This window comes from Treponema sp. HNW, assembly GCF_050320395.1.
Lineage (GTDB): Bacteria > Spirochaetota > Spirochaetia > Treponematales > Treponemataceae > Treponema_C.
Genome location: NZ_CP144459.1, coordinates 2,180,714 through 2,204,899, shown reverse-complemented (window position 1 = coordinate 2,204,899; position 24,186 = coordinate 2,180,714). Strand labels below are relative to the sequence as shown.

37 protein-coding genes are annotated in these 24,186 nt (G+C 41.9%); 6 read left to right on the top strand and 31 right to left on the bottom strand.

Annotation, left to right across the window (positions count from 1 at the left end; genetic code table 11):
• Positions 1 to 495: a signal peptidase I gene (lepB, locus tag V1L52_RS10285; protein ID WP_428769376.1), complete on the bottom strand. Its 495-nt coding sequence runs from the start codon at positions 493 to 495 to the stop codon at positions 1 to 3.
• A gap of 41 nt (positions 496 to 536) precedes the next feature.
• On the opposite strand from lepB, the gene V1L52_RS10280 reads away from it, so the two are divergent.
• From V1L52_RS10280 to V1L52_RS10265, 4 genes are read left to right on the top strand one after another with little or no spacing between them, the layout of a single operon-like run.
• Positions 537 to 1,703: a peptidoglycan DD-metalloendopeptidase family protein gene (locus tag V1L52_RS10280; protein WP_428769374.1), complete on the top strand. Its 1,167-nt coding sequence runs from the start codon at positions 537 to 539 to the stop codon at positions 1,701 to 1,703.
• 9 nt (positions 1,704 to 1,712) lie between these two features.
• Positions 1,713 to 1,958 (top strand): hypothetical protein, encoded by a 246-nt coding sequence (locus V1L52_RS10275; protein ID WP_428769372.1) that lies wholly within the window; start codon positions 1,713 to 1,715, stop codon positions 1,956 to 1,958.
• Positions 1,955 to 4,273, top strand: coding sequence for a polysaccharide deacetylase family protein (locus V1L52_RS10270; protein ID WP_428769370.1), 2,319 nt, complete (start codon positions 1,955 to 1,957; stop codon positions 4,271 to 4,273). The genes V1L52_RS10275 and V1L52_RS10270 overlap by 4 nt, the downstream gene beginning before the upstream one ends.
• Entirely contained in the window at positions 4,274 to 4,789 is a 516-nt protein-coding gene (locus V1L52_RS10265) for a hypothetical protein (protein WP_428769368.1), read from the top strand.
• A 183-nt stretch (positions 4,790 to 4,972) separates the two neighbouring features.
• Here the strand turns inward: V1L52_RS10265 and V1L52_RS10260 are convergent, their stop codons facing one another.
• The 30 genes from V1L52_RS10260 to V1L52_RS10115 form a co-directional block, all read right to left on the bottom strand.
• A complete protein-coding gene (locus tag V1L52_RS10260) occupies positions 4,973 to 5,248 on the bottom strand; it encodes a hypothetical protein (protein ID WP_428769366.1) in 276 nt (91 codons plus the stop codon).
• 85 nt (positions 5,249 to 5,333) lie between these two features.
• Positions 5,334 to 6,014, bottom strand: a complete 681-nt coding sequence (locus V1L52_RS10255) for a DNA-methyltransferase (RefSeq protein WP_428769364.1) — start codon at positions 6,012 to 6,014, stop codon at positions 5,334 to 5,336.
• 200 nt (positions 6,015 to 6,214) lie between these two features.
• The gene (locus tag V1L52_RS10250; RefSeq protein ID WP_428769362.1) at positions 6,215 to 7,393 is read right to left on the bottom strand and encodes a phage minor head protein; all 1,179 of its coding nucleotides are present in this window, start codon (positions 7,391 to 7,393) and stop codon (positions 6,215 to 6,217) included.
• Between the two features lie 278 nt (positions 7,394 to 7,671).
• On the bottom strand, positions 7,672 to 8,913 hold the full coding sequence (locus V1L52_RS10245) for a phage portal protein family protein (protein WP_428769360.1): 1,242 nt from the start codon (positions 8,911 to 8,913) through the stop codon (positions 7,672 to 7,674).
• A gap of 22 nt (positions 8,914 to 8,935) precedes the next feature.
• Positions 8,936 to 9,379, bottom strand: a complete 444-nt coding sequence (locus V1L52_RS10240; RefSeq protein ID WP_428769358.1) for a hypothetical protein — start codon at positions 9,377 to 9,379, stop codon at positions 8,936 to 8,938.
• A gap of 50 nt (positions 9,380 to 9,429) precedes the next feature.
• On the bottom strand, positions 9,430 to 10,950 hold the full coding sequence (locus V1L52_RS10235) for a hypothetical protein (RefSeq protein WP_428769356.1): 1,521 nt from the start codon (positions 10,948 to 10,950) through the stop codon (positions 9,430 to 9,432).
• Complete coding sequence (locus V1L52_RS10230) at positions 10,950 to 11,486, bottom strand: phage protein Gp27 family protein (protein ID WP_428769354.1); 537 nt, start codon at positions 11,484 to 11,486, stop codon at positions 10,950 to 10,952. The genes V1L52_RS10235 and V1L52_RS10230 overlap by 1 nt, the downstream gene beginning before the upstream one ends.
• 16 nt (positions 11,487 to 11,502) lie before the next feature.
• Entirely contained in the window at positions 11,503 to 11,793 is a 291-nt protein-coding gene (locus tag V1L52_RS10225) for a hypothetical protein (RefSeq protein ID WP_428769352.1), read from the bottom strand.
• Entirely contained in the window at positions 11,790 to 12,182 is a 393-nt protein-coding gene (locus V1L52_RS10220; RefSeq protein WP_428769350.1) for a hypothetical protein, read from the bottom strand. Before V1L52_RS10220 ends, V1L52_RS10225 begins: the two co-directional genes overlap by 4 nt.
• Positions 12,183 to 12,184: 2 nt before the next feature.
• Positions 12,185 to 12,433: a hypothetical protein gene (locus tag V1L52_RS10215; RefSeq protein ID WP_428769348.1), complete on the bottom strand. Its 249-nt coding sequence runs from the start codon at positions 12,431 to 12,433 to the stop codon at positions 12,185 to 12,187.
• 10 nt (positions 12,434 to 12,443) lie between these two features.
• Complete coding sequence (locus V1L52_RS10210; RefSeq protein ID WP_428769346.1) at positions 12,444 to 12,746, bottom strand: hypothetical protein; 303 nt, start codon at positions 12,744 to 12,746, stop codon at positions 12,444 to 12,446.
• Positions 12,724 to 13,011, bottom strand: a complete 288-nt coding sequence (locus V1L52_RS10205; protein ID WP_428769345.1) for a hypothetical protein — start codon at positions 13,009 to 13,011, stop codon at positions 12,724 to 12,726. Before V1L52_RS10205 ends, V1L52_RS10210 begins: the two co-directional genes overlap by 23 nt.
• Positions 13,012 to 13,033: 22 nt before the next feature.
• Positions 13,034 to 13,591 carry a peptidoglycan recognition protein family protein gene (locus V1L52_RS10200; RefSeq protein WP_428769343.1) on the bottom strand — a complete coding sequence of 186 codons (558 nt, stop codon included), beginning with the start codon at positions 13,589 to 13,591 and terminating at the stop codon, positions 13,034 to 13,036.
• 96 nt (positions 13,592 to 13,687) lie between these two features.
• Positions 13,688 to 14,089 (bottom strand): hypothetical protein, encoded by a 402-nt coding sequence (locus V1L52_RS10195; RefSeq protein WP_428769341.1) that lies wholly within the window; start codon positions 14,087 to 14,089, stop codon positions 13,688 to 13,690.
• Positions 14,090 to 14,102: 13 nt separating this feature from the next.
• A complete protein-coding gene (locus V1L52_RS10190) occupies positions 14,103 to 14,531 on the bottom strand; it encodes a regulatory protein GemA (RefSeq protein ID WP_428769339.1) in 429 nt (142 codons plus the stop codon).
• Positions 14,532 to 14,635: 104 nt separating this feature from the next.
• Positions 14,636 to 15,130, bottom strand: coding sequence for a host-nuclease inhibitor Gam family protein (locus tag V1L52_RS10185; protein ID WP_428769337.1), 495 nt, complete (start codon positions 15,128 to 15,130; stop codon positions 14,636 to 14,638).
• A gap of 20 nt (positions 15,131 to 15,150) precedes the next feature.
• The gene (locus V1L52_RS10180; RefSeq protein ID WP_428769335.1) at positions 15,151 to 15,351 is read right to left on the bottom strand and encodes a hypothetical protein; all 201 of its coding nucleotides are present in this window, start codon (positions 15,349 to 15,351) and stop codon (positions 15,151 to 15,153) included.
• Between the two features lie 18 nt (positions 15,352 to 15,369).
• Complete coding sequence (locus V1L52_RS10175; RefSeq protein ID WP_428769333.1) at positions 15,370 to 15,582, bottom strand: hypothetical protein; 213 nt, start codon at positions 15,580 to 15,582, stop codon at positions 15,370 to 15,372.
• A complete protein-coding gene (locus V1L52_RS10170) occupies positions 15,579 to 15,794 on the bottom strand; it encodes a hypothetical protein (RefSeq protein WP_428769332.1) in 216 nt (71 codons plus the stop codon). Before V1L52_RS10170 ends, V1L52_RS10175 begins: the two co-directional genes overlap by 4 nt.
• Positions 15,791 to 16,186 (bottom strand): hypothetical protein, encoded by a 396-nt coding sequence (locus V1L52_RS10165; protein WP_428769330.1) that lies wholly within the window; start codon positions 16,184 to 16,186, stop codon positions 15,791 to 15,793. Before V1L52_RS10165 ends, V1L52_RS10170 begins: the two co-directional genes overlap by 4 nt.
• Positions 16,183 to 16,890: a hypothetical protein gene (locus V1L52_RS10160; RefSeq protein ID WP_428769328.1), complete on the bottom strand. Its 708-nt coding sequence runs from the start codon at positions 16,888 to 16,890 to the stop codon at positions 16,183 to 16,185. The genes V1L52_RS10165 and V1L52_RS10160 overlap by 4 nt, the downstream gene beginning before the upstream one ends.
• Positions 16,891 to 16,893: 3 nt before the next feature.
• Positions 16,894 to 17,805, bottom strand: coding sequence for an AAA family ATPase (locus V1L52_RS10155; RefSeq protein WP_428769326.1), 912 nt, complete (start codon positions 17,803 to 17,805; stop codon positions 16,894 to 16,896).
• Between the two features lie 20 nt (positions 17,806 to 17,825).
• Positions 17,826 to 19,736 (bottom strand): Mu transposase C-terminal domain-containing protein, encoded by a 1,911-nt coding sequence (locus tag V1L52_RS10150; RefSeq protein WP_428769324.1) that lies wholly within the window; start codon positions 19,734 to 19,736, stop codon positions 17,826 to 17,828.
• Entirely contained in the window at positions 19,733 to 20,017 is a 285-nt protein-coding gene (locus tag V1L52_RS10145) for a hypothetical protein (protein WP_428769322.1), read from the bottom strand. The genes V1L52_RS10150 and V1L52_RS10145 overlap by 4 nt, the downstream gene beginning before the upstream one ends.
• Complete coding sequence (locus V1L52_RS10140) at positions 19,980 to 20,654, bottom strand: DUF2786 domain-containing protein (protein ID WP_428769320.1); 675 nt, start codon at positions 20,652 to 20,654, stop codon at positions 19,980 to 19,982. Before V1L52_RS10140 ends, V1L52_RS10145 begins: the two co-directional genes overlap by 38 nt.
• Positions 20,655 to 20,688: 34 nt before the next feature.
• Positions 20,689 to 21,096, bottom strand: a complete 408-nt coding sequence (locus tag V1L52_RS10135; RefSeq protein WP_428769318.1) for a hypothetical protein — start codon at positions 21,094 to 21,096, stop codon at positions 20,689 to 20,691.
• Positions 21,086 to 21,280 carry a hypothetical protein gene (locus V1L52_RS10130; protein WP_428769317.1) on the bottom strand — a complete coding sequence of 65 codons (195 nt, stop codon included), beginning with the start codon at positions 21,278 to 21,280 and terminating at the stop codon, positions 21,086 to 21,088. The genes V1L52_RS10135 and V1L52_RS10130 overlap by 11 nt, the downstream gene beginning before the upstream one ends.
• Before the next feature lie 45 nt (positions 21,281 to 21,325).
• Complete coding sequence (locus V1L52_RS10125) at positions 21,326 to 21,598, bottom strand: hypothetical protein (protein WP_428769315.1); 273 nt, start codon at positions 21,596 to 21,598, stop codon at positions 21,326 to 21,328.
• A gap of 175 nt (positions 21,599 to 21,773) precedes the next feature.
• The gene (locus V1L52_RS10120; RefSeq protein ID WP_428769313.1) at positions 21,774 to 21,977 is read right to left on the bottom strand and encodes a hypothetical protein; all 204 of its coding nucleotides are present in this window, start codon (positions 21,975 to 21,977) and stop codon (positions 21,774 to 21,776) included.
• A 9-nt stretch (positions 21,978 to 21,986) separates the two neighbouring features.
• Positions 21,987 to 22,292 carry a hypothetical protein gene (locus V1L52_RS10115; protein ID WP_428769311.1) on the bottom strand — a complete coding sequence of 102 codons (306 nt, stop codon included), beginning with the start codon at positions 22,290 to 22,292 and terminating at the stop codon, positions 21,987 to 21,989.
• 80 nt (positions 22,293 to 22,372) lie between these two features.
• On the opposite strand from V1L52_RS10115, the gene V1L52_RS10110 reads away from it, so the two are divergent.
• Positions 22,373 to 23,083 carry an XRE family transcriptional regulator gene (locus V1L52_RS10110; protein WP_428769310.1) on the top strand — a complete coding sequence of 237 codons (711 nt, stop codon included), beginning with the start codon at positions 22,373 to 22,375 and terminating at the stop codon, positions 23,081 to 23,083.
• Positions 23,084 to 23,356: 273 nt separating this feature from the next.
• Positions 23,357 to 24,139: a hypothetical protein gene (locus V1L52_RS10105; protein ID WP_428769308.1), complete on the top strand. Its 783-nt coding sequence runs from the start codon at positions 23,357 to 23,359 to the stop codon at positions 24,137 to 24,139.
• The last annotated feature ends 47 nt before the right edge of the window (positions 24,140 to 24,186 follow it).

The window sequence follows — 24,186 nt, the reverse complement described above, 5'->3', positions numbered from 1 at the left end:
TTACTTACCCGCCACTTTACCGAGAATATGGGTTACCGGTATAAATCCGTAATCGCGCGAATCTACCGAATGCGCATGGTTATCGCCGATTGCCATGATTGTATGTTCAGGCACGGTATTATTGAATTTAATGCGCTGATATTGTTTTTCCGTAAGGGGATAGGTTTTTCCTCCCGCCCTTACACTATATCCCGAATCCGACGAAAATTCCAGTCCTTCGCCCGCGCAGGCCGCACAGCGTTTGATTACGGCCTTACCCTTATAGATAAAAAGGATAATATCGTTTTTATTCGGTTCGGCCCACTGTATAAAAAGTGATGAACTCAAGGGGCCTGCCAAACCATAGGCTAATTTATTTATAACAACAAGGGAATTCTCACGGACGGCAGGTTCCATTGAAGAACCGTGTACCCGTGCTATATCGAAGACGAACATCTTAAGCACTATTCCGATACAAAGACCGGAAACTAAAAAAAAGCGCACCTTCATATTCATATATTCTAATATGAAGCCGCTCTTATGTCGATAGTCTATATATGGAAATTATAAGCTGTTTTGAACCTAAACGTGCGGTCTATGCCCCCTGTGCGGCTTTGACCATAGAAGATATTTTGAATTCTCAGCGGCGCAGAATGCGGCCCTCTTTTTCACTGCATAAAGAGCTGTATTCCGCTTCCGTACGGGCGGGCCGCTTGTATAACAATGCGGGAGAATTGCTCATACGGGGACGTTTTGTTATTACGGCGGCTTTTTTATTTTTATGTACACTCTTATGTGTCCTGCAAATTGCGTCTTATATGCAATCTTTTGCATCCCCGGTACGCTTTATTGATGCCGAAAATGCGCAATCCATGCTTTTGGGCGGTAAAATGCGCAATTTTGCACTCAATTCGGGAAATGAAGAGTTTGACGGCAACGGTAATATTTCGCTTATGGACAGCGCGGAGACGGCCGCCTTATTTAAAATGCCGGTAACGTATACACGGTATACGGTATCCCCCGGAGATAACATATCCTCGGTTACGAGGCGCTTCGGCTTGAGCAATATTTCCACTCTGATTGCCGTAAATGAAATCGATAATGTACGTTTATTGCGTTCGGGGCAGGTTTTACGTATTCCCTCGATGGACGGCCTTCCCTATACCGTCAAAGGCGGAGACAGTTTGGCGGGCATTGCCCAAAAATATAATGTCAGGATGGAAGAAATCCTTGACGTCAATGAATTGACTTCGGATATACTGCATGCGGGAGACGTTCTTTTTATCCCCGGAGCCCGCATGGATAGCGGTATGTTAAAAAAGGCTTTGGGTGAATTATTTGCCTTTCCCTTGGCAGTACGCTGGAGGGTATCTTCTCCCTACGGCTGGAGGGCCGACCCTTTTACGGGCGTACGAAGTTTTCATACCGGTATAGACTTGGTTGTTCCCCACGGCACCCCCATTCAAGCCGCGATGGGAGGCAGGGTTTCTACAAAGGGGTATTCAAATACCTACGGAAATCATGTTATAATAGATCACGATAACGGGTACCAAACCCTCTATGCCCACATGGCTTCTTCGGCGGTAAAAAAAGGGCAGTATGTACAGCAGGGAGGCCGCATCGGATATGCGGGAAATACAGGTTATTCGACGGGGGTACATTTGCATTTTTCGGTATATAAAAACGGAAAACTGATAAATCCGACTTCGGTACTTAAATTTTAAGAGGTGTGTATGGAGTCGGTGGCTGTATGCCGGTTTTGCGGACGGACAATAGACGGTTCTTTTATTTTTTGCCCCTGGTGCGGCATTTCGCGTATCAGCGGCGAGCCGGCATTTAAAGAAGACAGTCCCGTTTTCGGGCAGTTGGAAGCATTGCGGGAAAAGGGCATGTCGGGGCGTATTACAAAAATGGAAGAATCATTAAATGAGCTTGAACGCGATTTAATTCGCTTTATGGAGGCACCCGAAAAAAGATGAAAAACAGATTGAGCGGCCGTACACGACGATTGCGTGTTTGTATATCTTTTATATGTATTCACTTTTTTATTTCTTTTGCCTACGCACAGATTTCGTTTGAGAATGCCGATTTAAACGGTGCCGACGGCTTGCTTTTTTCATCGGGTATGAAGCAGGGCTTTCGTGTATGGAAAAACCTGTATTCCGGGGTACTTGATGCGCGTTCGAATGCCCGCGAAGCTCTGAACGCTAAGCCGCGGCTTTTAACCTGCTTTCCTCAAAAACTTGAAAGCCTGCAAAACGGCTCCTTTCTTCAAATAAGAAATGCCGACGGTGTTTTTATCTATGCATCGGATGCCGGAACGCTTACTCGTATGTCCGTTACCGAATCCCTCTATCCCTCTCCCGCCGTCTTTGCCCGTGTGCGTTCCAATCTGATAGAAACCTCTATCAGTCCCGACGGAAATTGGATATGCATGTGTAAAAAAAAGGATTCCGTATTCGGAAGCATTGTGTTGGCTTCAACGCAGACGGGAAAAGAACTGGTTCTGGTTGAAAAAACGGACTTCAGTTTTACAAAGATACCGGTTTTATGGTCGCCCGATTCGCGGGTGCTGATTTACGAAAAAAACAACCGCCTGTATTTTATAGAGCCGAAAAACGCCTTTGATCCGGCCCTTGCCGAAGAAAAATTCCGCTCAATAGGAGAAGGTTCGATTTCTTCCGTACAATGGGCCGGCGGGAAAAAATTGATTTATATCCGCGGTAATTCCGTTTTTACGCTTTCCGCCCATGAACTGTATACGCGCAGCCTTTATGCGGCCATGCTCGGTACGGGGAAAACCGCAGGAAATCTGCCCCTTTCCTTTGACGAAGATCAGGATTCGTTTTGGACGGATACGAGCGGTACGCGCTTTGTAGTCGTTCAGGGCGGACAAAACGTTTTTTATTTTAATTGTGCCGATGACGGCCGCATATATAATTCCGCCTTTTTTTCTCTGCAAAACGGTCCTGCCGATTTTTCGGTATTTTGGATTTCCTCTTCCGAAGAAACGGCGGCGTCTTATACCGCGGATGAAACGCTTCGGCCGCTGGTATGGACGGAATATTTTGCCGTTGACGGAGCGCGTAAAAGTGCGGCTTATATATTGGATACCGATTCGAAAAAATCGGCACGTCTGCCCTATGCACATTTTGACGCTTTGGCTTTGCCCGAGGGAGCCGTCAAACCCGCATTGTCTCCCGATAAAACCAAGCTTGCTTTTTGTACCGAAGAGGCCGTATACGTGTATAATCCCCGCACATGGACGGCCGAACATATTTTTCAGGATGAAAAAATCATATCCTTTTGTTGGAAAAACGCTTCATCCGTCTATACAGGCGGAGACGAAACCGTACGGGAATGGGAGCTTGCAACGGATACGAAAAAAATTTTGTTTTTATCTTCTGCCGGGGACTTTATGTGGGCTGAAGACGGAACTACCGTAGTCAGCACTGTAAAGGCCGGAACCTTTAGATATAAACCGGAGACGAATACCTGGACTGCCGCCGAAAAAGCCGCAGAGCGCACACGGCAGACAATGAATAAAAGATGGCGTATTATCAGTGAAGACCGCTCAGCGGGGTTTTATAAAAATCTTTTTTTTGTACGCTCTTTGCGGGGGCCGGGAAAAACACTGCCCCTGCTTTCGGATATATCCGATCAAAGAACAGAGGAGAAAAAAATTGCCCTCGCCTTTGAAGCCTTTGACAATAATGAATATACCGCCTGTATTTTAAACATGCTGCACGAGCGGGGGCTTAGAGCAAGCTTTTTTATAAACGGCGAGTTTATGCGCCGGTTTCCCGAATCGGTTAAAGCGATTGCCGCTGCCAATCACGAATGTGCATCGTCGTTTTACACGACAGTCGATTTATTGTCGGATGATTTTATTATAGATGAAACTTTTATCCGACGCGGTTTGGCTCGAAATGAAGATGAGTTTTATGCCCTTACTCAAAAAGACTTAAAACTTTTATGGATACCTCCGTACGGCAAAACATCGGCCCTTATAGAACGTGCCGGTATGGATGCGGGTTATAAAATGATTAAAAATCCGATAAATCGGCGTACCGAATTTTTATCCGAAACGGCAAAGAACTGCGACGGCATTTTATCCGCACAAACGATTGCCGATATATGTGCAAACGTACAGTCTGAAGATATAATTTTGATTCCCTGCGGGGTAAAAGGTTCTTGCTCTGTAACCGGGGTTTGTGATAAGCTCGAAGTATTGATAAATGCCGTTTCGGAATCGGGATATACGATTCTGCCTGTTTCGGCACTGGTGTATTAGATGAATATATTCAAGGCAAAACGTTTCAGCAAAAAAAGTCCCGGCCTTTCCGACTGCACTGCCGTGTCCAAGCAGGAAAAAGAGTTGTACGATTGTACGCAGATGATTGAAATCGCAAAAAGTTTGTGTTCTCTTCTTGATTTTCCGGTTTTAATCGAAGCCATTTTGCTTATGTCTATGTGCCAAATGCGCGTTCACGGAGCCGCAATGTATATACACAAAACATTCGATTCGGAGTTTTTCGTTTTGGAAAATGATTATAGTACCTTAACTCTTGACCCGAATACCGTATATGCAATCGCCGCTTCGGATCCGCTTATTTCCTATTTAAACGGAACCAACCGCCCTCATACAATTAAAGAGCTGCCCCGCCGTTTTAAAAAGGGAAATGTGTGGAATCAAATGAGCGCTCTTAACCCTTCGCTGATTGTACCGCTTAAACAAAAAACTCATTTAAACGGTATTCTTTTGCTCGGAGAACGCATAAATCCGGAAGAAATGTTAAATATAATATAAAATGAGAATTCTCATAAGTGTAAATAAACGTGTTAAAACATTATAAAATAAAGAATTAAAGAATAATTACAAATAAATCCCATGTAAATGAATTTAGGTAAAAAAGCGTTAAATAGCATTAAAAACAAGCTTAAAAGGCCTGTTTTGAGGCTATATTGTTACCCAAATCGTTACCAATGCACATTAATAAACTTTCTCAATATGAAGAACATAATACTTTTTACCCGTTTGCGCGCCCCATTTCTCAATCCCTTCTCCGATACTTACCCAACACAGCACATCAACACACGGACTTTGTCTGCTATATCCGTTTCTGAATCGAACATGAATAGGGGTGTATGATTTTAAAAAAGGAGTAAAACGGCTGTTATAATAGGGCTTTATGTCTCGATATTCCTCTTTTTTCTCTCCGGCTTTTATCATCTTAAACCATTTTTTCTTAATTGGCAAGATAATCATTTTGTCATTTACTCCACAAACATCGCATAAAAAGAACGGGCAAAAAGGTAAAAAAATCGGTCGTTTTCATAACTTAAATACCCGTTTAACTATCTTGTTTTAAGTTATTTTCAAGTCTTGTTCTAGCAATATTAAAATATCCCTCGTCCAATTCCATACCGATAAATCGCCGCCCGGTGTTGATACACGCGGCACCTGTGGTGCCGGAACCCATAAAGGAGTCAAGAACAACGTCGCCCGCATTTGTACTATCCAATATAAATTTTTCTATCAGTTCTACCGGTTTTTGAGTCGGGTGCACCTTTTCGCCGTTTGTTTTTTTTGCGCCGGAATTAAAAGCTGCTATACTATCGATAACATTCAATCCTAAGCGTTTACCTACAAGAGGTTTAGACGAATAAAAAAGAACAAATTCATGTGCAAAACGATAAAAAATTCCCGGCCCGCTTTTCTTATTCCATATAAGACAATTGCTTATTCCAATTAAAGAAGCAAAAAGAGGATAGTAAAAAGCATACCCTCTCCAGTCGGTAAAAAAATAAACGCAGCCGTCAGGTTTTAATATTCGTTTGTATTCGAAAAAAAGCTTTTCATAAAACGGTTTGCAAATTGCAAGGTCATTAAAAGTCCCTTTCTGTCCGTTGTGTGTCATTCCCAAAAAATACGGCGGATCAGTGATAACAGACTGTACGCTCTGTGTAGGTATTTTTTCAAGAAGTTCTATACAGTCGCCTCGTAAAATTTCAATATTATGATTCAGTTTCATACTGAAATTTTACTTATATTTATAATATCCTGACGGAATGTTGCAGACTAAAAAAACACTTGACTTTTACACACAATGAAGTATAATACAATTATGGCGGAGGCGTGAGGCGTTAGCGGGTGTGACCAGCTACCACGTTGTGCCGTCGAGGGGTTTACGACCGATTAAAGTCTGAACGCAAGGCACGGCTGGTAAGCCCCTTATTTTTTTATCCTGCTCAATTTTCCGTTCCAAATTAACCACACTTCTTTTAGATTGCTTTTTATTTCTTTAAAGGTTTTTCTAACTTCAGAAATTGCTTCAACTTCTGTATAGTTCTTTTTGTCTATTAAATTTAATACTGCGACTTCGGCATTTTGTTCTGAAGTTTCTATTATTCTTTCAGAAATTTTATCAAGACGCGGGCTGGTTATTTTTTTCATTTCAACTATTCTATTAAGATTTGTAATAACGCCTTCGGGGTTTTTTGTGCCCTCTATAAATGTATTTTCAGGAGTAAATAAAACCTCATAGCCGTTTTCTTTTAATATTTTTGCAATTTCAATTTCATGCTGCTTCGGCTCTGCACCTTTTACCAAATTTGCATGATACCCTGTATGCCCTAACTCTCTCTTTATAACTTCATTATGTGCAAGTCTTACATCAAAGTTATCAATCCCGGCTGCTTTAGCGGCGGCTTCTACCTCTTTTTTTATCCCGTATCGTTCGATTCTCTCTTTCATTTTATCAGTCAGTCGCCACCAGCTTTCCTTTTCTATCGGGTTGCCGCCGAAGCCTTCTTGAGGCTTAAAGTTTTTTCGTATCTGTTTCATCGGAATATTCTCAATTGTCGTTCCGTGCCCGATCTCGTAATCATAAACGGCGCGGAATGTTGTCCTGCAATTAAAATGGTAAGGCGGGAAACCGTAAGTACTCCAGAATGAGTGCGAAGCAGCTAATGCCTTCCCGTTCCCGGCAATAGAGGCAAGACCGCGGCACATATCGCTTGTACGGCCATCTTCAATAAAAAGAAGTTCCCACGCAGGAGGCTCATTGTTTTTATACTGCATAAGCCGTCCCGCATTATATGCCGACTGCATATTGGTGCGGTATACTGTTTCAAAATATCCGGCGGAAAAAGGCTGATCCGCATCTTCGGTAAAAGCCTTTACATCTTTCCAAGTTTCGGCAAAATGCTCTCCCTTTTCCATTGCATGTAAAAGCCTGCCTCTAAGCATTTCGATATGGTCAGCTTCTGCAAGGCGGGCAACCGTAAAAGCCCTAAACCGAAATTTAGGTTCAAGGTCTTCCCACTCCTCTTTTGTAAAAGAAATCTTACCTTTAAAAAAATCTATAGCCTCTTCAAAGGGTAAAGGCTCGGCAGCAAAAGAAATATCCAAATCGGGCTGTCCTGCGTCATCTGCAAGGCTTATATTCCCTGCGGCGTGTTCCATACCGGCAAGCATAGAAGCTGCAAAAGTGTGCCTTGTTATTGAATAAAGTTCACGGTTGAAATCGGGGAGCGGTGCCGCCTGTAAATCTTCTTTTTTAGGCGGCTGACCGTTTTTTGAAAGGGTATTTAAAAAGGTTTTAACCGTATTTTGAATAGCCGTTAAGAAGCGTTTTTTTGAGGCTGTCGCAAGGCTTTCAAGCTCTCGCTCTTTTGCTTTTTCCTGCGCTAAAATACCCGTGCGGGTAAACGGTCTTTTTTTTTTGAAGGTTTATCCGACAAAGCAAAGCCCTCGTCTTGAATTTCGGGAATCACAAATTCATCTTCCGTATTTTTGGGGCGGGGCAATTTATAGCGTGTGTACAAGGCTTCTTTTGATACGGGGATTTTATTTTGAATCGCCTGCATAATTTCTTCAAAACTTGCATAGCTTTGTAAATCGAATTCGCCTTTAGGCGAGGAAAACTCTTGACCGAAATTGATTGCCACCATCCAGTCTATGAGCGTTTGAAAAACACCCTGCAATGCAAGAGCGTCGCCGTGGCAAACTCTTACCAAATTTTCATCGTGAACGGTTGCTTGCGCCCTTGTGCCGAATTCTCCTTCCTGTGTACTTAATGATTGAGTTGTAAGCGCAAAACTTATTTCCTGATTGCAAGTATCTATAAGCGTTTTATGGTCGCGCAATGCTCCCGACATTTCAAGCACTTTTAACTCTTTTACATTTGCAAGAGCAAGCCCGTCCCCGCCGCCTAACTCGCTTAAAGTGTCTGAAATAACTTGCGCATTTTTGCGAGCCTTATCTCCGTCGGGTGCATCAAACAAAGCGACCAATGACGGCACTCCCGCTTTTTGCGCCGCTTTAAGCCAAAACTCCCAGCCGAGCTGTTTAAACTTCCACGGCCAGTAGCACATTAAAAGGTCTGAAAAACCGTAAGGATTTTCGGCTCTCGGATTATTGCGGTACATTAAAAACTTATACGAAGCATTTAACTCTTCATTTGTTTTTTTTAAGACGGGAACCCACACCGATTTTTTACCGCCTTGAGTTTTTACAAAGCCTATTTTGTAAACAATGTCTTCAGGATATTTATTTCGTAAAGAATCGGGAACGATTTTACCTTGCGTATTTTCTTTCCACAAAACCTCGCTGAATGAATGGCCGTATTCTATTGCCGTTAAAAATTCTTTAACGTCCGTTTCCCAATTTAAATTGGCGGTTAAATTATCGCGGATAAATTCGTACACCTCATCGCTTGCGTTTCCCTGTTTAATTACGAACGGAAAACTTGTAACAATGTCTTTTCTAAGCCGTAAGTGGGAGCCTATTTTTGCGTCTAAAATCATTTCATCTACTGTTTTATAAAAACTTCCCTTATCCGCCAATAAATCGGCAGGGTTCGGCAGATAAGAAATAACCGACCAAAATTGATCCGGCTGTATAATCTCCATCGCTAATTCATGTTTCATTTATTCCTCCGAATAATTAAATCTATTTATATTTTCTTAGCATATTTCCCGTTATATGTTTCCTTTTCTTTTTACTTAAAATAGGTATAACGCGCCATGCTATTGCAAGCTGTCCGATTGGAAAAGGATCTTGATAACGGGACATAAAGCCGTTATCAAATAGTATTAAAATCTCCCCTTGCGGTTTTTGAGGAATTTTATGAAAGTCAAAATTCCATCCGTTTTCCGTTTCGTCGCTATCTATTTCCGGCAGATCAATAAGATAAGCCAATGAGTAGCTGTCTGCTCCGCAGTAAAACCGGTACTCTTTAAATTCATCATTTATTCTTTTTAGATGTTTAATGTCTTCAGCGTAATGAACATTTTTTTTCAATTCAATTAATGTATTTCCGCATATAATTTTTGAACCAACTTTTAACTCATCGGCATTCACCGCTGTATAAACTCTTGTTTTGTCAAATTTCATAATTTCATTTCTCCTCTTAAAAAATATTTTCTAACTAATTCCTAATTAACCTACCTCCTAAACCTGCTTAACGCAGCTTTAAGTCTTGTAGGGGCCGTTTGCAATTTAAATGCAAAAGCTTCGTTTGTTGTGTTTTGCGAAACTTCCCAAGCGTAATAACAAGCGTCCTGCAAATCGTCAAACTCCGACTTGGGATACATCGTTAATTGGTCAATCGTTTTATTGTGATTTTCTTTCCACTTAAAAAAGCCGTTTTCAATTAAAGGAGATAAAGATAAGATTCTTTCTTTTCCGATACCTCGTGTTGAAAGCCCTTTAATCGGTAAGTAAACGCTCTTTTGGGCGGCAGCTTCCATAATGTGCTTTTTATAAATCGACTGAAAACCTACCTCTTCAAAACCTATTAAAATAGGCTTATAAATTAAATACTTTTCAATTAGTTTATTTACCGCAGTATCAACGGAGCAGCACTCCGCCCATTCGTCAAGCTCGTACAGCTCCCCCGATTCCGCAATCCCTAAAACAAAAATTGCAAACTCGTCATGCTTTCCGGCAGACGGATCAACACCCATGTAAACACGCAAAGTGTTTATGTCCGCGTGCGTGTAGCGGATAAACCATTCAGGTTTAAAAATACGCTCCTCATCGCTTAAAGGCTCGTTCATGTATTCCGTGCTGAATGCCGCACTTCCTATCTCTCTTTTTTTTGTATTTAGCTTTTCGTCCGTCCAATAAGAAGCCCAAAGCGAAACCCCTTGCGGCGTAAAAGCTGCAAAGCGCAATCCTATCCAATTTATAAGTTCACCCGCGGCAATACGTTTTAATAAACGGCTCGGAACATCGTCTGAATGAAAAATAGTATTTATGATAATCGTAAAAACATCTTGACCGAGCGGCATTACCGCACGCAAAAACCACTGATATATTTTTTCCCTTTGGCTGAAAGTGCGGGCTGCCTCATCTTTTAAAATGTCATCACAAATAATTAAGTCCGGACGGTACTGCCTGAACTTAACGCCTCTTACTGCAGCCCCTGCACCGAAACCTTTAATTGCAGTTTCATTTTTTAATGTGATAAAATCGCTTTTCCAAACTTTACCTTCCATCGCTCCGAAGTCTTCAAAAATAAGATCGTTTCCCTCAATTTCGTCTTTTATACTTTGCAAAGCTCTGTTTGCCATATCCTGTGTAGCGCAAAATATACAGACAAAATTATTCTTTTTAAAAAGAATTCTCCAAAGAGGGAACGCCAATGCCCAGCGCGTGGATTTTGAAAATCCTCTGGGTTCTATATCTACAACAGCCTTCACCTTTTCGGACGGGATTAAATATGAATGATACTGCTCTTTGATAAGAGGCTTAATTTCTTCAATATGTTTTTGTGTAAGGCTTTGAGTGTTTGCAATATCTATTAAAGTTTTATGATAAGGAGCGGGCTCCGATGAAAAATAATGCGGCAAGTACGTTTTGCAAAAGTAAAAAAAATCGTTTTCGGCCTTTGCAAGACGTGCTTTTTTTTCGAGTAACTCTTTTGAATTGTCGCCGACAAGTTCGGTTAAAATATCGCTCATTATTTAACCTCAACCTTATCGATGATTACATAAAGCCTTTGTAAAAGATCGGTATCGCTTTTAATTGCGTTTTGCAATTCTTTTTTTATTTCTTCTTTTGCTTTTTCCAACGCCTTAATTGCCTTTGTACGGTAATTGGAAAGTTTTAATTGAGCTTCCGCAACACGGGCGGCGGATTGGAATAAATCGACAGGATCATCAAATTCCAAACTGTCTATAGTGCGTAAGTCTTTTGCGATAAGGCTTGTCATCTGCATAAGAACCGCCTCGCTCATTTCCGTTCCCGGATAATCCTTTAAAACTTCGGCCATTGCCTTTGCAGCTTCTATTGCTTTTTGCGTATCTTCAATTTCTTCCTTATGCGATTTTATTACACGGCGGATTCCCTCTCGGCTGATTGTTACCTTAAGTCCCAGTTCCTGAATTTTTTTATTGACTTCTTCGGTAACGTAGACTATCGTATTTTTGCCGCCGTCCCACTTGTCGATAATGAGTTCTACAAGACCGTGTTCCTGTGCCTTACTCTTAGCTCCCATACTGGCCGCCTTCCGATTACGGAATATTCACTCCTGCATCGCGTGCTATATTTCCCTCGATTAAGTCGATTCCTTTTGCAGTGATTTTAAACCAGCGCACAAAAGATCTCTCTTTATACGGATGTGGAACCTCTTTTTTTTCCGCATAGCCTTTTTCCGCTAAATATTCAAGCGACGATATAATGACATCAGGTTCGTTATAATCGTAAAATGCCCGTACAATAGCCTGTTCGGGGATTCCGTCAGGATATACGGTATGCAAAAAAGTAATAAGTTCGCCGCGTAAAAATGCCGTTTTTACTTTCATTTTTTCTCCTTCCAAATCTCAATTATTTTTTGCAGCGTTGTATTATTCTGAGCGATGATTAAATCCTGAACACGGTTTAATTCACTTCTCCAGCCGCCCATGTCTTTATAAAAATCATCTTTTTCAAGCTTATCCATTTTTAAAGCACCTATTTCCTTTCGGTGCACATCGATTTCTTTTTTCAGGTCGCAAATTGTTTTATTAAAATTTTCTTCAAGCCTGCTCAATCCGCTTGATAAACTTTCTTTAAACTCGTTTGACCGCTTTGCATCTTCGGCAGCATTTTTTGTCTGCTGCTTAAAAAGATACGAAATAACAAAAGCGATAATCGTAGTTATCGCTGTAGGCCCCCAGTCTTTTGCTGCAATAATCAGTTGTTCAAATCCCATACTTATCGCCTTATTTGAGCTAAGCCGAACCCCAATGCAGTGCCGCCTATAATGCAGACCGGAACTGTCCACCACGGCACCGCCGCTTTTGCCTCATATTCCTGCAGCGTTTTTTGTAATTCTTCCGATAACGCCTTGTAATACTCTTTATCGGGAGCGGCCGCAAGTAATCCCTGCTTATATCCTTCAAAAAAAGCGGCATCAATTCCTTTGTTTGTTTCTTCCAGCGTTATAGCAAGAAGCTTTTCCACTTCTTCTTTGCTATAAACCGCTTTGCCTAATTCGATTTTGAATTGCTTCTGCGGTATCCTGTTTAATATCTTCGGCGATTGCGTGTAACTCATCGGCATTATCAGCAGTATCAACAAGCATAGAGCCGTCAGTGTTTTTAATGGTTTCAAAACATTCCGCCTTTTTAGAGTCGGCTTTATTAAGCCGCTGTTTTTTCTTTCTGTATGCGGTAATCCGTTTTCCCGTACACAGCCAAACCAAAAAACCGGCGGCGGCCGATAGAAAAACGGCAGCCGCCTTAAAAATCAATTTAAGTTTTTTCGATAACCGCATTTTGTATCTTTTTGAGTAATGTTTCATAAAAAAATACGCTTATCCCGAAAATAGCCGCCCACCAAAACCACACTTCACGCGGGGCAAAAAAAGCTCCGTACCAAAGCAGGAATGAAAAAAAGGCGGAAAACAAAAAAGGTATCCACACCCGATACCCTTTTAAACGGTCTTTTCTGTCGAGCCGTTTTACAAGCTCGGTGAAAAGTACCGTCAAAAATGCCGCGATTACGACAAACAGCGGTAACAAGTTAAAAAGTTCGCTCATACAAACTCCTTACGGTATCGATCTATGCGATACCTATCAAATATGTTTCAACGGCCGCTTTGAACCGTGTCCATGCGGCCTCGTTGTCTACAAAAAATTTCGGGCATTCTTTTCCGGTAACATCAAAGTGCCTGTACACATCTGTTTGCGGGTTTAAATTAAACTGCTTCAATAAAGTTGCCGTAAGTTCTACCGACGCAGCATATGTTTCCTCATTAAATCTGCCCGACCAATCAGGATGGCATAATTCAATTCCTATCGTGCAGTTATTAGGATATGTACTTAATTTTTCACTTATTCCGGCTCGGTACGAAACGGCACCGACATGATATGCCGTTTCATTCACGGGAAGACATTGAATAACTTCCCCGTTTAAGCCGACTATAAAATGAGCCGAAGCATAACGGGCATTATCCGTCTGCCGTTGTTTCTTTAAGCCTTCAAAATAGTTCCGGGTTGCCTGTGCGCTTGATCCCGGATTGGCAACCCAGTGAATAACGATACCGCGCACACCTCCGGCAAGAAGCCGCCCGCAGCGTGAAAATGAATTACCTGTTAATAATTGCCGTTCTATGGTCATACCGTAAAAGTACCACGTTACGCTGCCGGTAAACGGAGAGCTGCATAAAAAAAACGCCCCGCAAAACGGAGCGTTCAAAATGTGTTTAAAAATATGCTATGCGGCAAAATCGAACTCAAGCTGTGCTATAGCGTTTCGTTCGTTTTGCAAAATACGGCAAGGTCGCTTTTGAGGATGTTCCACGTGTTGCCGTCCGCATGAAAGGCTTTGAGCCGTCCTGCATATATCAGACGATATATGGTCGCCTCGCTTAATCGCAGAAATCGTGCCGTTTCTGTAACGCCCAATATCGTCGGCAAATTCTCCAATTCGCGTTCTAATCCGCGTATCTCCGCCATAGTGCTGTGCTATCTCCTCTTCGGTTATCCTGATACTTTGTCCGATTTTAAGACCGACAAGTATATACCGCTCAAGAAGATAATATACCTGCCGTACCGTTACTGTGCGCTTTTCGATTCGGCTCATAATAAATGCCGTTTCCGTCGGTGTTAATAACATAGTTTTCCTCCCGTTAATCCCGATAATCGGGGTTATATCCTGCCTTTGATGTTATATCGCGTAAGGCAAGGATAAGTTTGGTCGCCTGTTTTTTCGGCGTAAAGCGTAAATCATCAACACCGGTTATGCGCTTAAGCATACGGCGTAAACTCGCCTCGTCTTTTATGCGGCTTGCAAGATGCCACAGTCCGCGTATGTAATACTCCTGTCGTGCACTAATCCAATCGGGATTACGTTCCTGTTGCGGGGCAACCGATATTTTCCGGTGCGGAATAAATCCCAATCTGCGATAAGCTGACATAACCGCATAGTACTGGCTCCATGACTGTATGTCTTTTGCCGATTCTACTCCGGCTGCTCCAACCAACAAACAGCGGTATTCTTCGTCAGTTTGCCCCGTTTTATTTTTTGCCGTATGTATCAATTTAATCCACTGCTGCATAATGCCCCCTTGTCCGCCGGATCACGACATCCGGATCCGATCCGGCGGTATTGTTTTAACAGGATTGACCTATCTGTCTAAGATAAGTACACTTTATCCGTCGGTTAGGCGGCTCCTTTTACCGCATGTGCAATGCAAGCTTCGGAAGCTTTAACATAAAAGGATTCTTGCCCCGTAATTCGGTTGCAGCCGAATTGTGCAAGCTGCTCATCGCTGAACCCTTTGAGCGCCGCTTTAACCGGCTCTTTTTTAATCTTTATGCAGTGGCTGAATCCCGCTTTTTCCAACAGTTCGGCAGTTTCTTTGGACACTTCAATACTGTCGGGGCTTTGCCGATAGCCGATTGTACCGTTTGTAAACTCGCGGGATTTTTTGCCGTCGGCGTAAACCTCTGCGCGGTGTACATCGGAATAGGCTTTGATTTTTTCGATAAGCTCTTCACGTTCGGCAATCATACTGCGCGAAGTATTTTCGGCTTCTGCCGTTGCCTTGTTGATGATTTCCTGTGCTTTGTTGTCGGCTTCGGAAATTCCGCGCTCCAGTTCTGCGATACGATGCAAGGCATCTTCAATCTGGTCGATGGTTTTAATCGATTTCATTTTTCCCTCCTATGATTCGATTATGCGGCAGGTGGCAACCTGCCGTCCTTATGCTCCAAATAAAATTCATTTTTGATAATTTGGCGCGTTTCAAACACCAAATTCCTGATTTCCATACAGCAGTCACGTGCATCTTTTTGCAGGATGCCGTCAACCGCCGTGTTTTCGATTCGCTGCAATTTTTCTTCCAGCAAGCTGTATGCATTGTCGGACACTTTCATTTTTGTTCCTCCTTCACGTCAAAAAGGTACATCCATAGGATTGCCGTTATCTTCATCACCGAAGAATTTTTTTACTTCTTTTTTGGCAATCTCTGTCAATCTTACTCTTACTTCGGTGGCGGTTTCTCCGTTTTCAAGACTGGCTTCGAGCTGTATTCCATACCGTTTATTTTCATAATTTCCGAAAGTCCGCAATTCCGAGTAAGTTACTCCAACGTTATTTATTTTCATTTTTGCCCCTCCTTTTTTAACGCTTCCAACAGCACGGTGCGAACTGGCTCAACCGGAGTACCTAATTCTTCCGATATAGCTTTTGTAATATCATCAAAAATTTGCCTGAGTCCTTCCAATAGTTCCGCTCCGGTACCTTTCGCGCGAACCTCGGTATGAATGCCTTTCCCTTTTACCGTCGCAGTCCAAGTAATTTTTGCCTGTACTTTCATTTTTGCTCCTCCATTTTACAAAAAGCTTCTTCAAGTCTTTGAAGATCGCCTTCGTTCACGCCGCAGCGTTCGGCTTCAGCGCGGTCTATACCGGCGCTTTCCAATATTGAGATAACCGTATCTATTGCGTTATTCATGTCTTCTTCCATGATTTGACCGCAGGCGATACAGATTCCCCGCGCAAGAATTTTATAATTATAGTCTTGCTTGACCTTCTCAAAAGCGGTAACGGCTTCGTAAAAGCCTTTGATTGAAGAAAACTGTACGGCCATTGCTTTTGTTTTTGCCTCTCCGGTTTTCCCGTTAAGCCAATTTTCAATTAAATCAACCGTAAAATACGGATGATTAAACAATGTGATGATTCCCTCTTGTGTTTTTGTTAATTTACTCATACCGCCCTCCTTTTTTCAGCCTGTTCTACAGCCATAAAATACTTTTCACTTTCCTTTTGAATACCCTTTAAAAGGTCGTCATACGCAACCTTTAACCCCGTATCTTCGGGCACTTCCGTGCATAATTGCGCAAACCTGATACCGTGAGCAATCCCGCGCTTAAACAGCCATACTTCCGTTCCTGCTGTGTGAAAGCGATATTCTTCAAGTCTTATGCCCGAAGCGGTTCCGCTGTTAAACATATCCTCAACATCAAACTCAAGCTGCAGATTATCGTCTCCGGCATATTCAACCCGCTTTGCATCATGCTTTTGCTGTTCGCTCTTTCCGGATATCAAACCGAGTGCATCGCTTACGGTAAGATTTTCCATTAAACCGGGATTATTCATAAAGTGCTTGTATACCTTTATGGATGTGCGTATTGTACGCTCGCTTATACCCAGCGCTTCGGCAATAAGACTTGTTTTAACCTGCCGTATTTTGCAATTAAGCAGCCGGTCAAACAAAAAACCTCCTGCATCAAAATAGCGTTGTACGGCGGTTTTTGTTTGCTCATGGATTTTTTTTGCGCATACACTGATTTCTTCATAGAGGTCAAACAGATGCCTGCGCTCTTCTGCGGTACAAAAAACAACCCCGTCAATTACCGTATCTTTTTTGCTTGCCTTCATTTTTGAAAACTCGATAATATCGGTATTTTTCACACCTTACCTCCAGTTACGCCGTATAATCAGTTGCGAGGCCATTTCAACCGTTTCCAAGTCGATTTTATCCAGTTTGTTCAAAGCCAACATGTGCTGCGATCTTTCTATGATTTTTACAAATTGCCGTATATCGCTTTTTGCGATTGCATAGATGGCATCGATAATTTCATGTTCGACATCGGGCCAAACCGAACGTGTTATAAAAGCGGCATCCTTTTTAGTAAGACCGCTTAACTGCAGGCACACTCCCACGCGGCTTTCAAGCTGACGATGGTCGTTTTTTAAGTTTTGTATAATGCCTCTCAATCTGGGAAGCCCTATCAAAACCAATCCCGACTGTCCCAAGTCGTAGACAATACGGCGGGCAAACTCAAGCGCATCGGCTTTTAAATAATCCGCCTCATCCAAAATAACCACCATATTCCGATCCGCAAGAGCCGCGGCAATATTTTGTACCAGCGTATTAAACGGCTGACGCACGGTATCCAGCGATAACTGTTTGGCAAGTTCGGTTACCAGCATTTTACGGTTCATCCCCGATATAACCGGAATCAAAATTGCCGTGCGCTCGTTATGGGCTTCATACCATTTTGCCGCCGTTGTCTTTCCGCTTCCGGCATCGGCGATAATAAGGGCAATATCTTTTTCCGCATGCGTTATCTCAATTGCCTTAACAATGTGCAGTAAGTCTTCCGTTTCAAGTACGGGAACTTTTTTACGCGCATGAGCCTGTTCCGTTCGTGCAATCCACTTGAGTATGCCCTCTTCAAGTTTTGCAACATCTCCGTTGTACGTGCCCGCCCGATACGCCGATAACACAGCCCCCGAATACCCTATTTCTTTGGCTGCGGCGTTTTGACTGATGGAAAACTTTTCCATAGTCGTTTCCAAGCGTTCTTTTAACTGCTGATTCATACAATACCTCCTGTTGTGTTTTAGCCGGCGCTTATATCCGGCATGTAATCTTCAGCCGATTCTTCAAAAATGCTTTTATACTTTTTCGATTTTTTCGGTTTTTCGGTATGTTCCGCTTCATTGTATATTCCTTCAACCGCTGCGGTATTTACCGATAAAACCTCGTCTATATCCGGCAAACGGTTTTGACTGTACATATTGGCGGCAATAGAAACCATCGTGCGCTGATCCTCACCGATCTCGACTTCCGATATACCGATTTCCGCCGCTTTTTTAAATCCGAGTTTTCGTGCGGCTTCCAAACGCTCAATAGATTTTTGGTAATCCGCCTGTTCCATAAAATAGTTGCCTTCACATTCGCAGATGTACTTACCGTCAAGGGTATATACCAAAGCCTTATTGTCAAAAACCAAAGAGGAACGTACAATCACCTTCGTACCGTAATGGATTAAAAGATCGGGATGCCAATAGTTTATGCCGTTCACCGTAAATCCGTTGCGCTTAACCTGCCGTATCTCGCCGCGGCATAAGGCTGCTTGCAAAACCGCTTTATCGGCCTTGCGCACATTCTCCGGTAAAAAACGCTCAAATGCTTGCGTTCTGGTCATACCCTTTGTTCCCTTTGCCTGTGTAATCATACGGTCATTAATGTATTCAACCATTGCATTACAGGCCGTTACAAAGTCATCCCATTTCGGTATGTCATCACGTTTTGCCATACCGTTAATCGAGCGGAACATAAGCTGCGCTTCTTCCGGCCGTGTGCGGCTGTCGCTTCCGACATAGCTTCCCATATCTTTGGAAAGATATTCTCCCAAAATGCGGAAATACCGCTCCTGCCGTCCCTTCGATTTACCGTTATATACACGCGTAAACTGCACCGCCGAACCGACCGCATAAAATATCCCCGAAAACTTTACTTCCGTTTCTTCTTCCGTACAGTCGTCCAGTTTGATTTTTATGCGCTCAATCGAGCCGTTTAAAAGCTTTGAATGATAATCTTTGCCGTTGTCGAACAGTACCGTAACGGGAATCCCGTAGCGGTAACAAGTCATGTAATAGGCAACGATAATCGACAAGCTTGAGGGTGTAACACACGGGCACCAACCGAGCACCTTGCCGCTTCGGTAATCCTGAAACGTTGTAATCCACGGCCGTATAAGGCGGCCCTGATACATCACAATACAATCAAGACAATGGTGATCCGAAACAACCACATCAAGCGAATGATAACGGAATATATCCTGCTCCATATACGGCAGACAGCCGTTTTCAAAGCGCGACTTTCCTAAGCGGTAAAAATCGCGTACCAACGGCGGAATGGTTTGTAAAAACCGTAGCGCCGTCTGATACGAACAACTGCTGAACGGTACGCACTCCTGCATTTGCCTGAATGCGTGTGAAGCGGTCGGCTGTGTCGATTTAAGCCAAAAGGCCGCCAATAAATCACGCTCGGTTTGTGTTAATGTTTCGCCTGCACCCAAACGGCTCATGCCGTAACGGGGAACCAACGCATTTACGCCCTGTTCGGAAAAATCCTTACACCAGCGGTAAAATGTTTTAAGCGATACCTCTCCAAGCCGCTTGTAAATCTCACCTGAACTGTCCGCATTGTATGCATCGATGTAATCCTGCTTACGCAGTCCGGATTGTTTCCATGCATAAATAAGAGCGCTTTTCCATGTCGCCTTTTCCCTGGCTTCATCTCCTGCATGAATAAACGCCCCGCCGGTATCAAGCTCTGTGTGCGTATCGGTTTTATGCCCCGCAAGCGAAAAACGTATATCCAGCGGTAAACGGTTTTCTACAAACAAAAATGAATTTTGTTTTTGAACCATTGCCCAGTGTTCTTTTTTTGAGCGTTCAAGCACGGTTTTCCGTGAAACTCCCAACACACGGGCTATCGTATCGGTTTTTACCAACGCGCTCATGCCGCCGCCCCCCGTTCCTTTTTTTGTAACTCCAAAAGTTCTTTAGGCGTTCTTTGCGGAAAAAGATAGTTCCGGTCAACCTGTAAATATGCGGCAATGCGCTCTTCAAGCGAGGCCTGTAAGCGCCGGCCGTTAATGACATCACTCACACGAGGACGTTTTTCGTTGACGGCATAAGAAAGGTCTGTAATACTCATGCCGCGCCGGGCAAGTTCCACAAGCACCCGCCGCCGCCTCTCACCGTCAAAGGGATACGGCCGCTTTAATCCGTAAATATTCATGCTTTCCTCCAGTTGTTTGCCTATTTAAATTGACGCTTTCGCCGTCATTGGCCCCGCGATAAAAAGCAGCATTATTACGCTTTTTAGTTGCGCTTGTATGATCGACTGTTTCATAACCTTCCTTGTATAATTCAACAACATATTTATCTATTACTGCCAGCTGACTTTCTCTTCTATTTGCCCAAGAATAAAGCGCTCCGGCTTCCAGCATTCTTACATAAAGAGAAGTTGCCATACCTTCTTTATAAGAATCTCTATAAGGCTTTTTAGCATTCTTCCTTATATTTTGCTTTGCCATTCTGTCTACGGTTTTAACAAGGTATTGGTACATTTCTTTAGAGATGAATACATCCGTTTCGGAACCGTGAAAACGGACAACAGGCGAACCGTCGTCGGAAATAATTCTAACAACGGTACCGTTTATCCAAGCTACACCTGATCCTATTATCTGCTGCCAAAGCGGTCTTGATTTCAAACACTTGGTTTCTTCTGTGTATATATCGCAATCAAGATCGCTTAAACCGTTTTCTTCCATAAGTTTTCGAGCCTTTTCCAAAGCCGCCATCGCTTCGTTTTCGTTCGGACTTTTGGAAAGAGCCAATAACTTTTTAATCTTTTTCTTTATCTGTTCATTCATCCTTACACCTCCAACTCTTTGTCCGTATCCGCATCTAAATATTTTTTAGGCGTTCAGCTTTTACCCCTGCAAGAAAAGCTTTTACTAAATTCCTTTCCGCATAAACAACAAGAGCTTCATACAATTCGGCCGAACCTTCCGAATCAACAGAATACGGTTCAACAGGTCTGTGTTCGTAATATTCTTTCTTCCATTGTTCAAAATCATCATATATCTCATCTACAGCCTGAGTTTGTTGTGTTTGGGGAATTTCGGCCGCAAAGTCATATAAATGTAGTTTCTCTCCGGCACCGGGGTATCTTTGGGCAAGCCAAAAGCCATGCTCTCTTTTACAAACAAACCAAATGGCAGCTTCTTTTGAATCCTTATCCCACACAAACATCCATCGAGGATTTCCATCCCATTCGGTAACGGGTTTTAATTCTTGTTTGTCATAATTCATTTTCTTTACTCTTCTCCTGTTGTGTGTAATACACCATGCATGAAAAATGACCGTTTATTTCGTAATAGCCAACACTGAGAATCGTTATGGCATCCGAGATTTCTTTTGCAAGAAATTCATTCACCAAATTCTCAACGTGAGAAGCACAAAACCCCTCAAAAATCTTAATCTTTTTAACATACATATCAAAACCTCCGTTTGAATAATTCCAATTTCCAATTAATTATTCCTAATTTAGAATCTTTTCTATTAAAATCTTTTCTTTTTTTGAGAGTGCCTTATGACCTTGCCATTTATTTTGTAATTCTTTTTTTGATACAACCTTCCACGCAATTACCTTATCTGTTATGTCGATTCCGCAAAAATGGAAACCACAGCCCGAAAACAAAGCTTTGAACCAACAAGGCTTTTTACCTCTTTTAAAAATCCATACAATGCAATAGTCTTTTTTTAATGTTTTACATGGTGATATATCACCTGAAAATATTTGATTCATTTTCATGCCCTATTCCTCCATTGTGAAAAAATGCCGCTGCAAGTATTATCCCTTGCCGGATCGCCTGCGGCGTAGCGGCGAGTTACGACCTCAACAAACGGGTTACGGTGCCGCCGTCTCTTATCCCCCTTTCACGGCGAATCGAAAGGGTCTCTAATTTCCAATTACGAATTAATTATTCCTAATTAAATTCCTCCAATGCTTTGCCCGTATCCGCATCTAAAAAACGCATATAATAAATATCATCACTTGAAGCCCCCGCACTCTTTAAGAACTCTATCGCTTTTTCCTTGCTTTCAAATTCTTTTTCCGTCCCGTCCTCATTTAAAAGATATTCCAAAGGATTAAGCCCGATTCCTTCGATATGCCTTGCAACAATAATCATGTAAACCTCCTAACACGGCAATATCCGCTCTTGCCCCGTGCCGGAATCGAACCGGCGTTCCCTTACGGGGCGTACCGTTTGTTTATATTGGCAAAACAGCCGCACATCGGTATAAGCGGTTACGCTAAAAGTCGTTCTCTTAAAACGCTTTACTGTTTTGTCAGGCGGTATACCGCCGCTTTCAAGGTTCCCTGCCGTTCCTGCCCGTAGGCTTTTACGGCTTTGTAATCGGTCTTTTTTTGCCGATAATAGTTTGGTACGAAGCGTACCCATTTTTTGACTGTTCCGCTGTTTTTTGGGTACGTTTCGTACCAAACGTAATTTAAGTATATATTACGTTTTGCAATATGTCAATACAAAATGTAATAATTTATTACATTTTGTAATAAAAGGGAATGAGTATGGATATATGTATTAGATTTAAGACTTTTAGGGAATCATTAGGATTAGCACAAACAGAATTCGCAAAGCAATCTAAAATATCACAAACTGATATTAGTAATATTGAAAGAGGGGAGAGACAGCCTAGTAAAGCAAATATAATTCGTTTGGTGAAAACCTTTAATTTAAATGCAAGTTGGCTCCTTACAGGAGAAGGCACCCCCTTTTTACAGGAAACCACCGAAACGCAAGGTTCATTGCCGGCTAAAAACGGCAGTACAAAAATCCCGCTGCTACGTCAAACGGTATCCTGCGGCCCCGGACAAAACTGGGAAGAATCCGATGCTGTAGAAAGCTACATAGAACCGCTGGGAGCCTTTCCTTCTCTTGCAAATGCCCGCCCGTATGCGTTCCGTGTACGGGGTGTTTCAATGGCGGGTGTCGGTATTATGGACGGGGATATTGTATTGTTCGATGCCAATCCCTCGCAAAACCTCCGTGATGATATTTATGTCTTTGCGCTCGACGGAGAAGTATACTGTAAACTGTTAAGATTCGACCGTCTGAAAAAAGAGATCTATGTATACTCGGTTTTGAACAAAGATTTAACCGAAGCGGAACTGTTAAAAGTCATAAAACAGGACGATGCCGCATCGTCATCCGCCTTTCATTTGTTCGGCAGAGTACTGGCATGGATGCATGAAAATCGCCTTATGTACCGATAGCCTAAAAATGCCGCCGTTGCACCGTTTTGCTCTTCGGCGGCACATTATTCGGATTTTACAAAAAAGCCGCAAAAAGGTATTAAAAAACCGTTAAAAAGAGGAAAATATATAACTGTGTGTGATAAGAAACCACTAGAACTAAAGAAATAAGAAATTTACGAATGGAAGTAAATTACTACTTCATAAAAAACAACTTAAAGAGTATACTGATCATAAGAATTTTATGAACAGAACTTTATTCTTTCTGTATAATTTATTATCAAGGGGATAACTATGATTATATTGTTGTTTATCGGTTCTTTGTTGGTAGTTTTATTATTTATAGGCTATATTCTGACTAGTATTACAACAGCAAACACTACCCCGAAAGTGGAAACTAAAGAGGAACCCGGAGATAATGATTATGAATATAGCGTATCTCCTAATACTGCAACACGTAGATACTTTGAATTAACAGAAAAAGCCGGTGTATTATATCGCAATAAAAAATATTACGAATCGTTAAATTGTTGTTATCAAATTATTGCAAATATAGAAAATATAAAAAAAGAATTTTCAGACATTAAATACTGCAATAAAGATTTTATTTTCTACACCTTAATGAATCTATTTCAGATTGGGATTAACGACATTGGAGATAAAACATTCAAAGGTATATGCAGTTCCGATATTATTACAGAAGGCAGGCTAAAAGAAGATATAAAAAGTCAAATAGATTCTGAAATAAACTATAATATGAATGCGGATATTGTAAAAAATGTAATTCAATATTTTGGGAATTTGAATATATTGTCTGAGATAGAAATTTCTGATTACTTACAGGAGATAAACTTAACTCTGAAAAATAAAGAAAAATATCTTGCCGATAAAGAAAAAATTAACAAAGTTATATTTGATAGTTTAAAAAACGGTAAAATAAGACAGAAAGAAATATATAAATTATTACCTGGGCTCGACGGTAGATATATCCTGCCTTTTATAAAAGATTTAGAGAAACAAAAAATTATTGTACGAGAAAAAGAGGGAAAAGATTATTTTATATATTTAAAAAAATAATAAAAAGTCAACTAACCGATTTTTATACAACCCCGCCTTTGTGCGGG

Excerpts from the sequence above, each read along its gene's own strand:
- lepB (WP_428769376.1), bottom strand. The coding sequence starts at position 495 with ATGAATATGAAGGTGCGCTTTTTTTTAGTTTCCGGTCTTTGTATCGGA.
- V1L52_RS10280 (WP_428769374.1), top strand. The coding sequence starts at position 537 with ATGGAAATTATAAGCTGTTTTGAACCTAAACGTGCGGTCTATGCCCCC.
- V1L52_RS10275 (WP_428769372.1), top strand. The coding sequence starts at position 1,713 with ATGGAGTCGGTGGCTGTATGCCGGTTTTGCGGACGGACAATAGACGGT.
- V1L52_RS10270 (WP_428769370.1), top strand. The coding sequence starts at position 1,955 with ATGAAAAACAGATTGAGCGGCCGTACACGACGATTGCGTGTTTGTATA.
- V1L52_RS10265 (WP_428769368.1), top strand. The coding sequence starts at position 4,274 with ATGAATATATTCAAGGCAAAACGTTTCAGCAAAAAAAGTCCCGGCCTT.
- V1L52_RS10260 (WP_428769366.1), bottom strand. The coding sequence starts at position 5,248 with ATGATTATCTTGCCAATTAAGAAAAAATGGTTTAAGATGATAAAAGCC.
- V1L52_RS10255 (WP_428769364.1), bottom strand. The coding sequence starts at position 6,014 with ATGAAACTGAATCATAATATTGAAATTTTACGAGGCGACTGTATAGAA.
- V1L52_RS10245 (WP_428769360.1), bottom strand. The coding sequence starts at position 8,913 with ATGAAACATGAATTAGCGATGGAGATTATACAGCCGGATCAATTTTGG.
- V1L52_RS10240 (WP_428769358.1), bottom strand. The coding sequence starts at position 9,379 with ATGAAATTTGACAAAACAAGAGTTTATACAGCGGTGAATGCCGATGAG.
- V1L52_RS10235 (WP_428769356.1), bottom strand. The coding sequence starts at position 10,950 with ATGAGCGATATTTTAACCGAACTTGTCGGCGACAATTCAAAAGAGTTA.
- V1L52_RS10230 (WP_428769354.1), bottom strand. The coding sequence starts at position 11,486 with ATGGGAGCTAAGAGTAAGGCACAGGAACACGGTCTTGTAGAACTCATT.
- V1L52_RS10225 (WP_428769352.1), bottom strand. The coding sequence starts at position 11,793 with ATGAAAGTAAAAACGGCATTTTTACGCGGCGAACTTATTACTTTTTTG.
- V1L52_RS10220 (WP_428769350.1), bottom strand. The coding sequence starts at position 12,182 with ATGGGATTTGAACAACTGATTATTGCAGCAAAAGACTGGGGGCCTACA.
- V1L52_RS10210 (WP_428769346.1), bottom strand. The coding sequence starts at position 12,746 with ATGCGGTTATCGAAAAAACTTAAATTGATTTTTAAGGCGGCTGCCGTT.
- V1L52_RS10205 (WP_428769345.1), bottom strand. The coding sequence starts at position 13,011 with ATGAGCGAACTTTTTAACTTGTTACCGCTGTTTGTCGTAATCGCGGCA.
- V1L52_RS10200 (WP_428769343.1), bottom strand. The coding sequence starts at position 13,591 with ATGACCATAGAACGGCAATTATTAACAGGTAATTCATTTTCACGCTGC.
- V1L52_RS10195 (WP_428769341.1), bottom strand. The coding sequence starts at position 14,089 with ATGTTATTAACACCGACGGAAACGGCATTTATTATGAGCCGAATCGAA.
- V1L52_RS10190 (WP_428769339.1), bottom strand. The coding sequence starts at position 14,531 with ATGCAGCAGTGGATTAAATTGATACATACGGCAAAAAATAAAACGGGG.
- V1L52_RS10185 (WP_428769337.1), bottom strand. The coding sequence starts at position 15,130 with ATGAAATCGATTAAAACCATCGACCAGATTGAAGATGCCTTGCATCGT.
- V1L52_RS10180 (WP_428769335.1), bottom strand. The coding sequence starts at position 15,351 with ATGAAAGTGTCCGACAATGCATACAGCTTGCTGGAAGAAAAATTGCAG.
- V1L52_RS10175 (WP_428769333.1), bottom strand. The coding sequence starts at position 15,582 with ATGAAAATAAATAACGTTGGAGTAACTTACTCGGAATTGCGGACTTTC.
- V1L52_RS10170 (WP_428769332.1), bottom strand. The coding sequence starts at position 15,794 with ATGAAAGTACAGGCAAAAATTACTTGGACTGCGACGGTAAAAGGGAAA.
- V1L52_RS10165 (WP_428769330.1), bottom strand. The coding sequence starts at position 16,186 with ATGAGTAAATTAACAAAAACACAAGAGGGAATCATCACATTGTTTAAT.
- V1L52_RS10155 (WP_428769326.1), bottom strand. The coding sequence starts at position 17,805 with ATGAATCAGCAGTTAAAAGAACGCTTGGAAACGACTATGGAAAAGTTT.
- V1L52_RS10150 (WP_428769324.1), bottom strand. The coding sequence starts at position 19,736 with ATGAGCGCGTTGGTAAAAACCGATACGATAGCCCGTGTGTTGGGAGTT.
- V1L52_RS10145 (WP_428769322.1), bottom strand. The coding sequence starts at position 20,017 with ATGAATATTTACGGATTAAAGCGGCCGTATCCCTTTGACGGTGAGAGG.
- V1L52_RS10140 (WP_428769320.1), bottom strand. The coding sequence starts at position 20,654 with ATGAATGAACAGATAAAGAAAAAGATTAAAAAGTTATTGGCTCTTTCC.
- V1L52_RS10135 (WP_428769318.1), bottom strand. The coding sequence starts at position 21,096 with ATGAATTATGACAAACAAGAATTAAAACCCGTTACCGAATGGGATGGA.
- V1L52_RS10130 (WP_428769317.1), bottom strand. The coding sequence starts at position 21,280 with ATGTATGTTAAAAAGATTAAGATTTTTGAGGGGTTTTGTGCTTCTCAC.
- V1L52_RS10125 (WP_428769315.1), bottom strand. The coding sequence starts at position 21,598 with ATGAAAATGAATCAAATATTTTCAGGTGATATATCACCATGTAAAACA.
- V1L52_RS10120 (WP_428769313.1), bottom strand. The coding sequence starts at position 21,977 with ATGATTATTGTTGCAAGGCATATCGAAGGAATCGGGCTTAATCCTTTG.
- V1L52_RS10110 (WP_428769310.1), top strand. The coding sequence starts at position 22,373 with ATGAGTATGGATATATGTATTAGATTTAAGACTTTTAGGGAATCATTA.
- V1L52_RS10105 (WP_428769308.1), top strand. The coding sequence starts at position 23,357 with ATGATTATATTGTTGTTTATCGGTTCTTTGTTGGTAGTTTTATTATTT.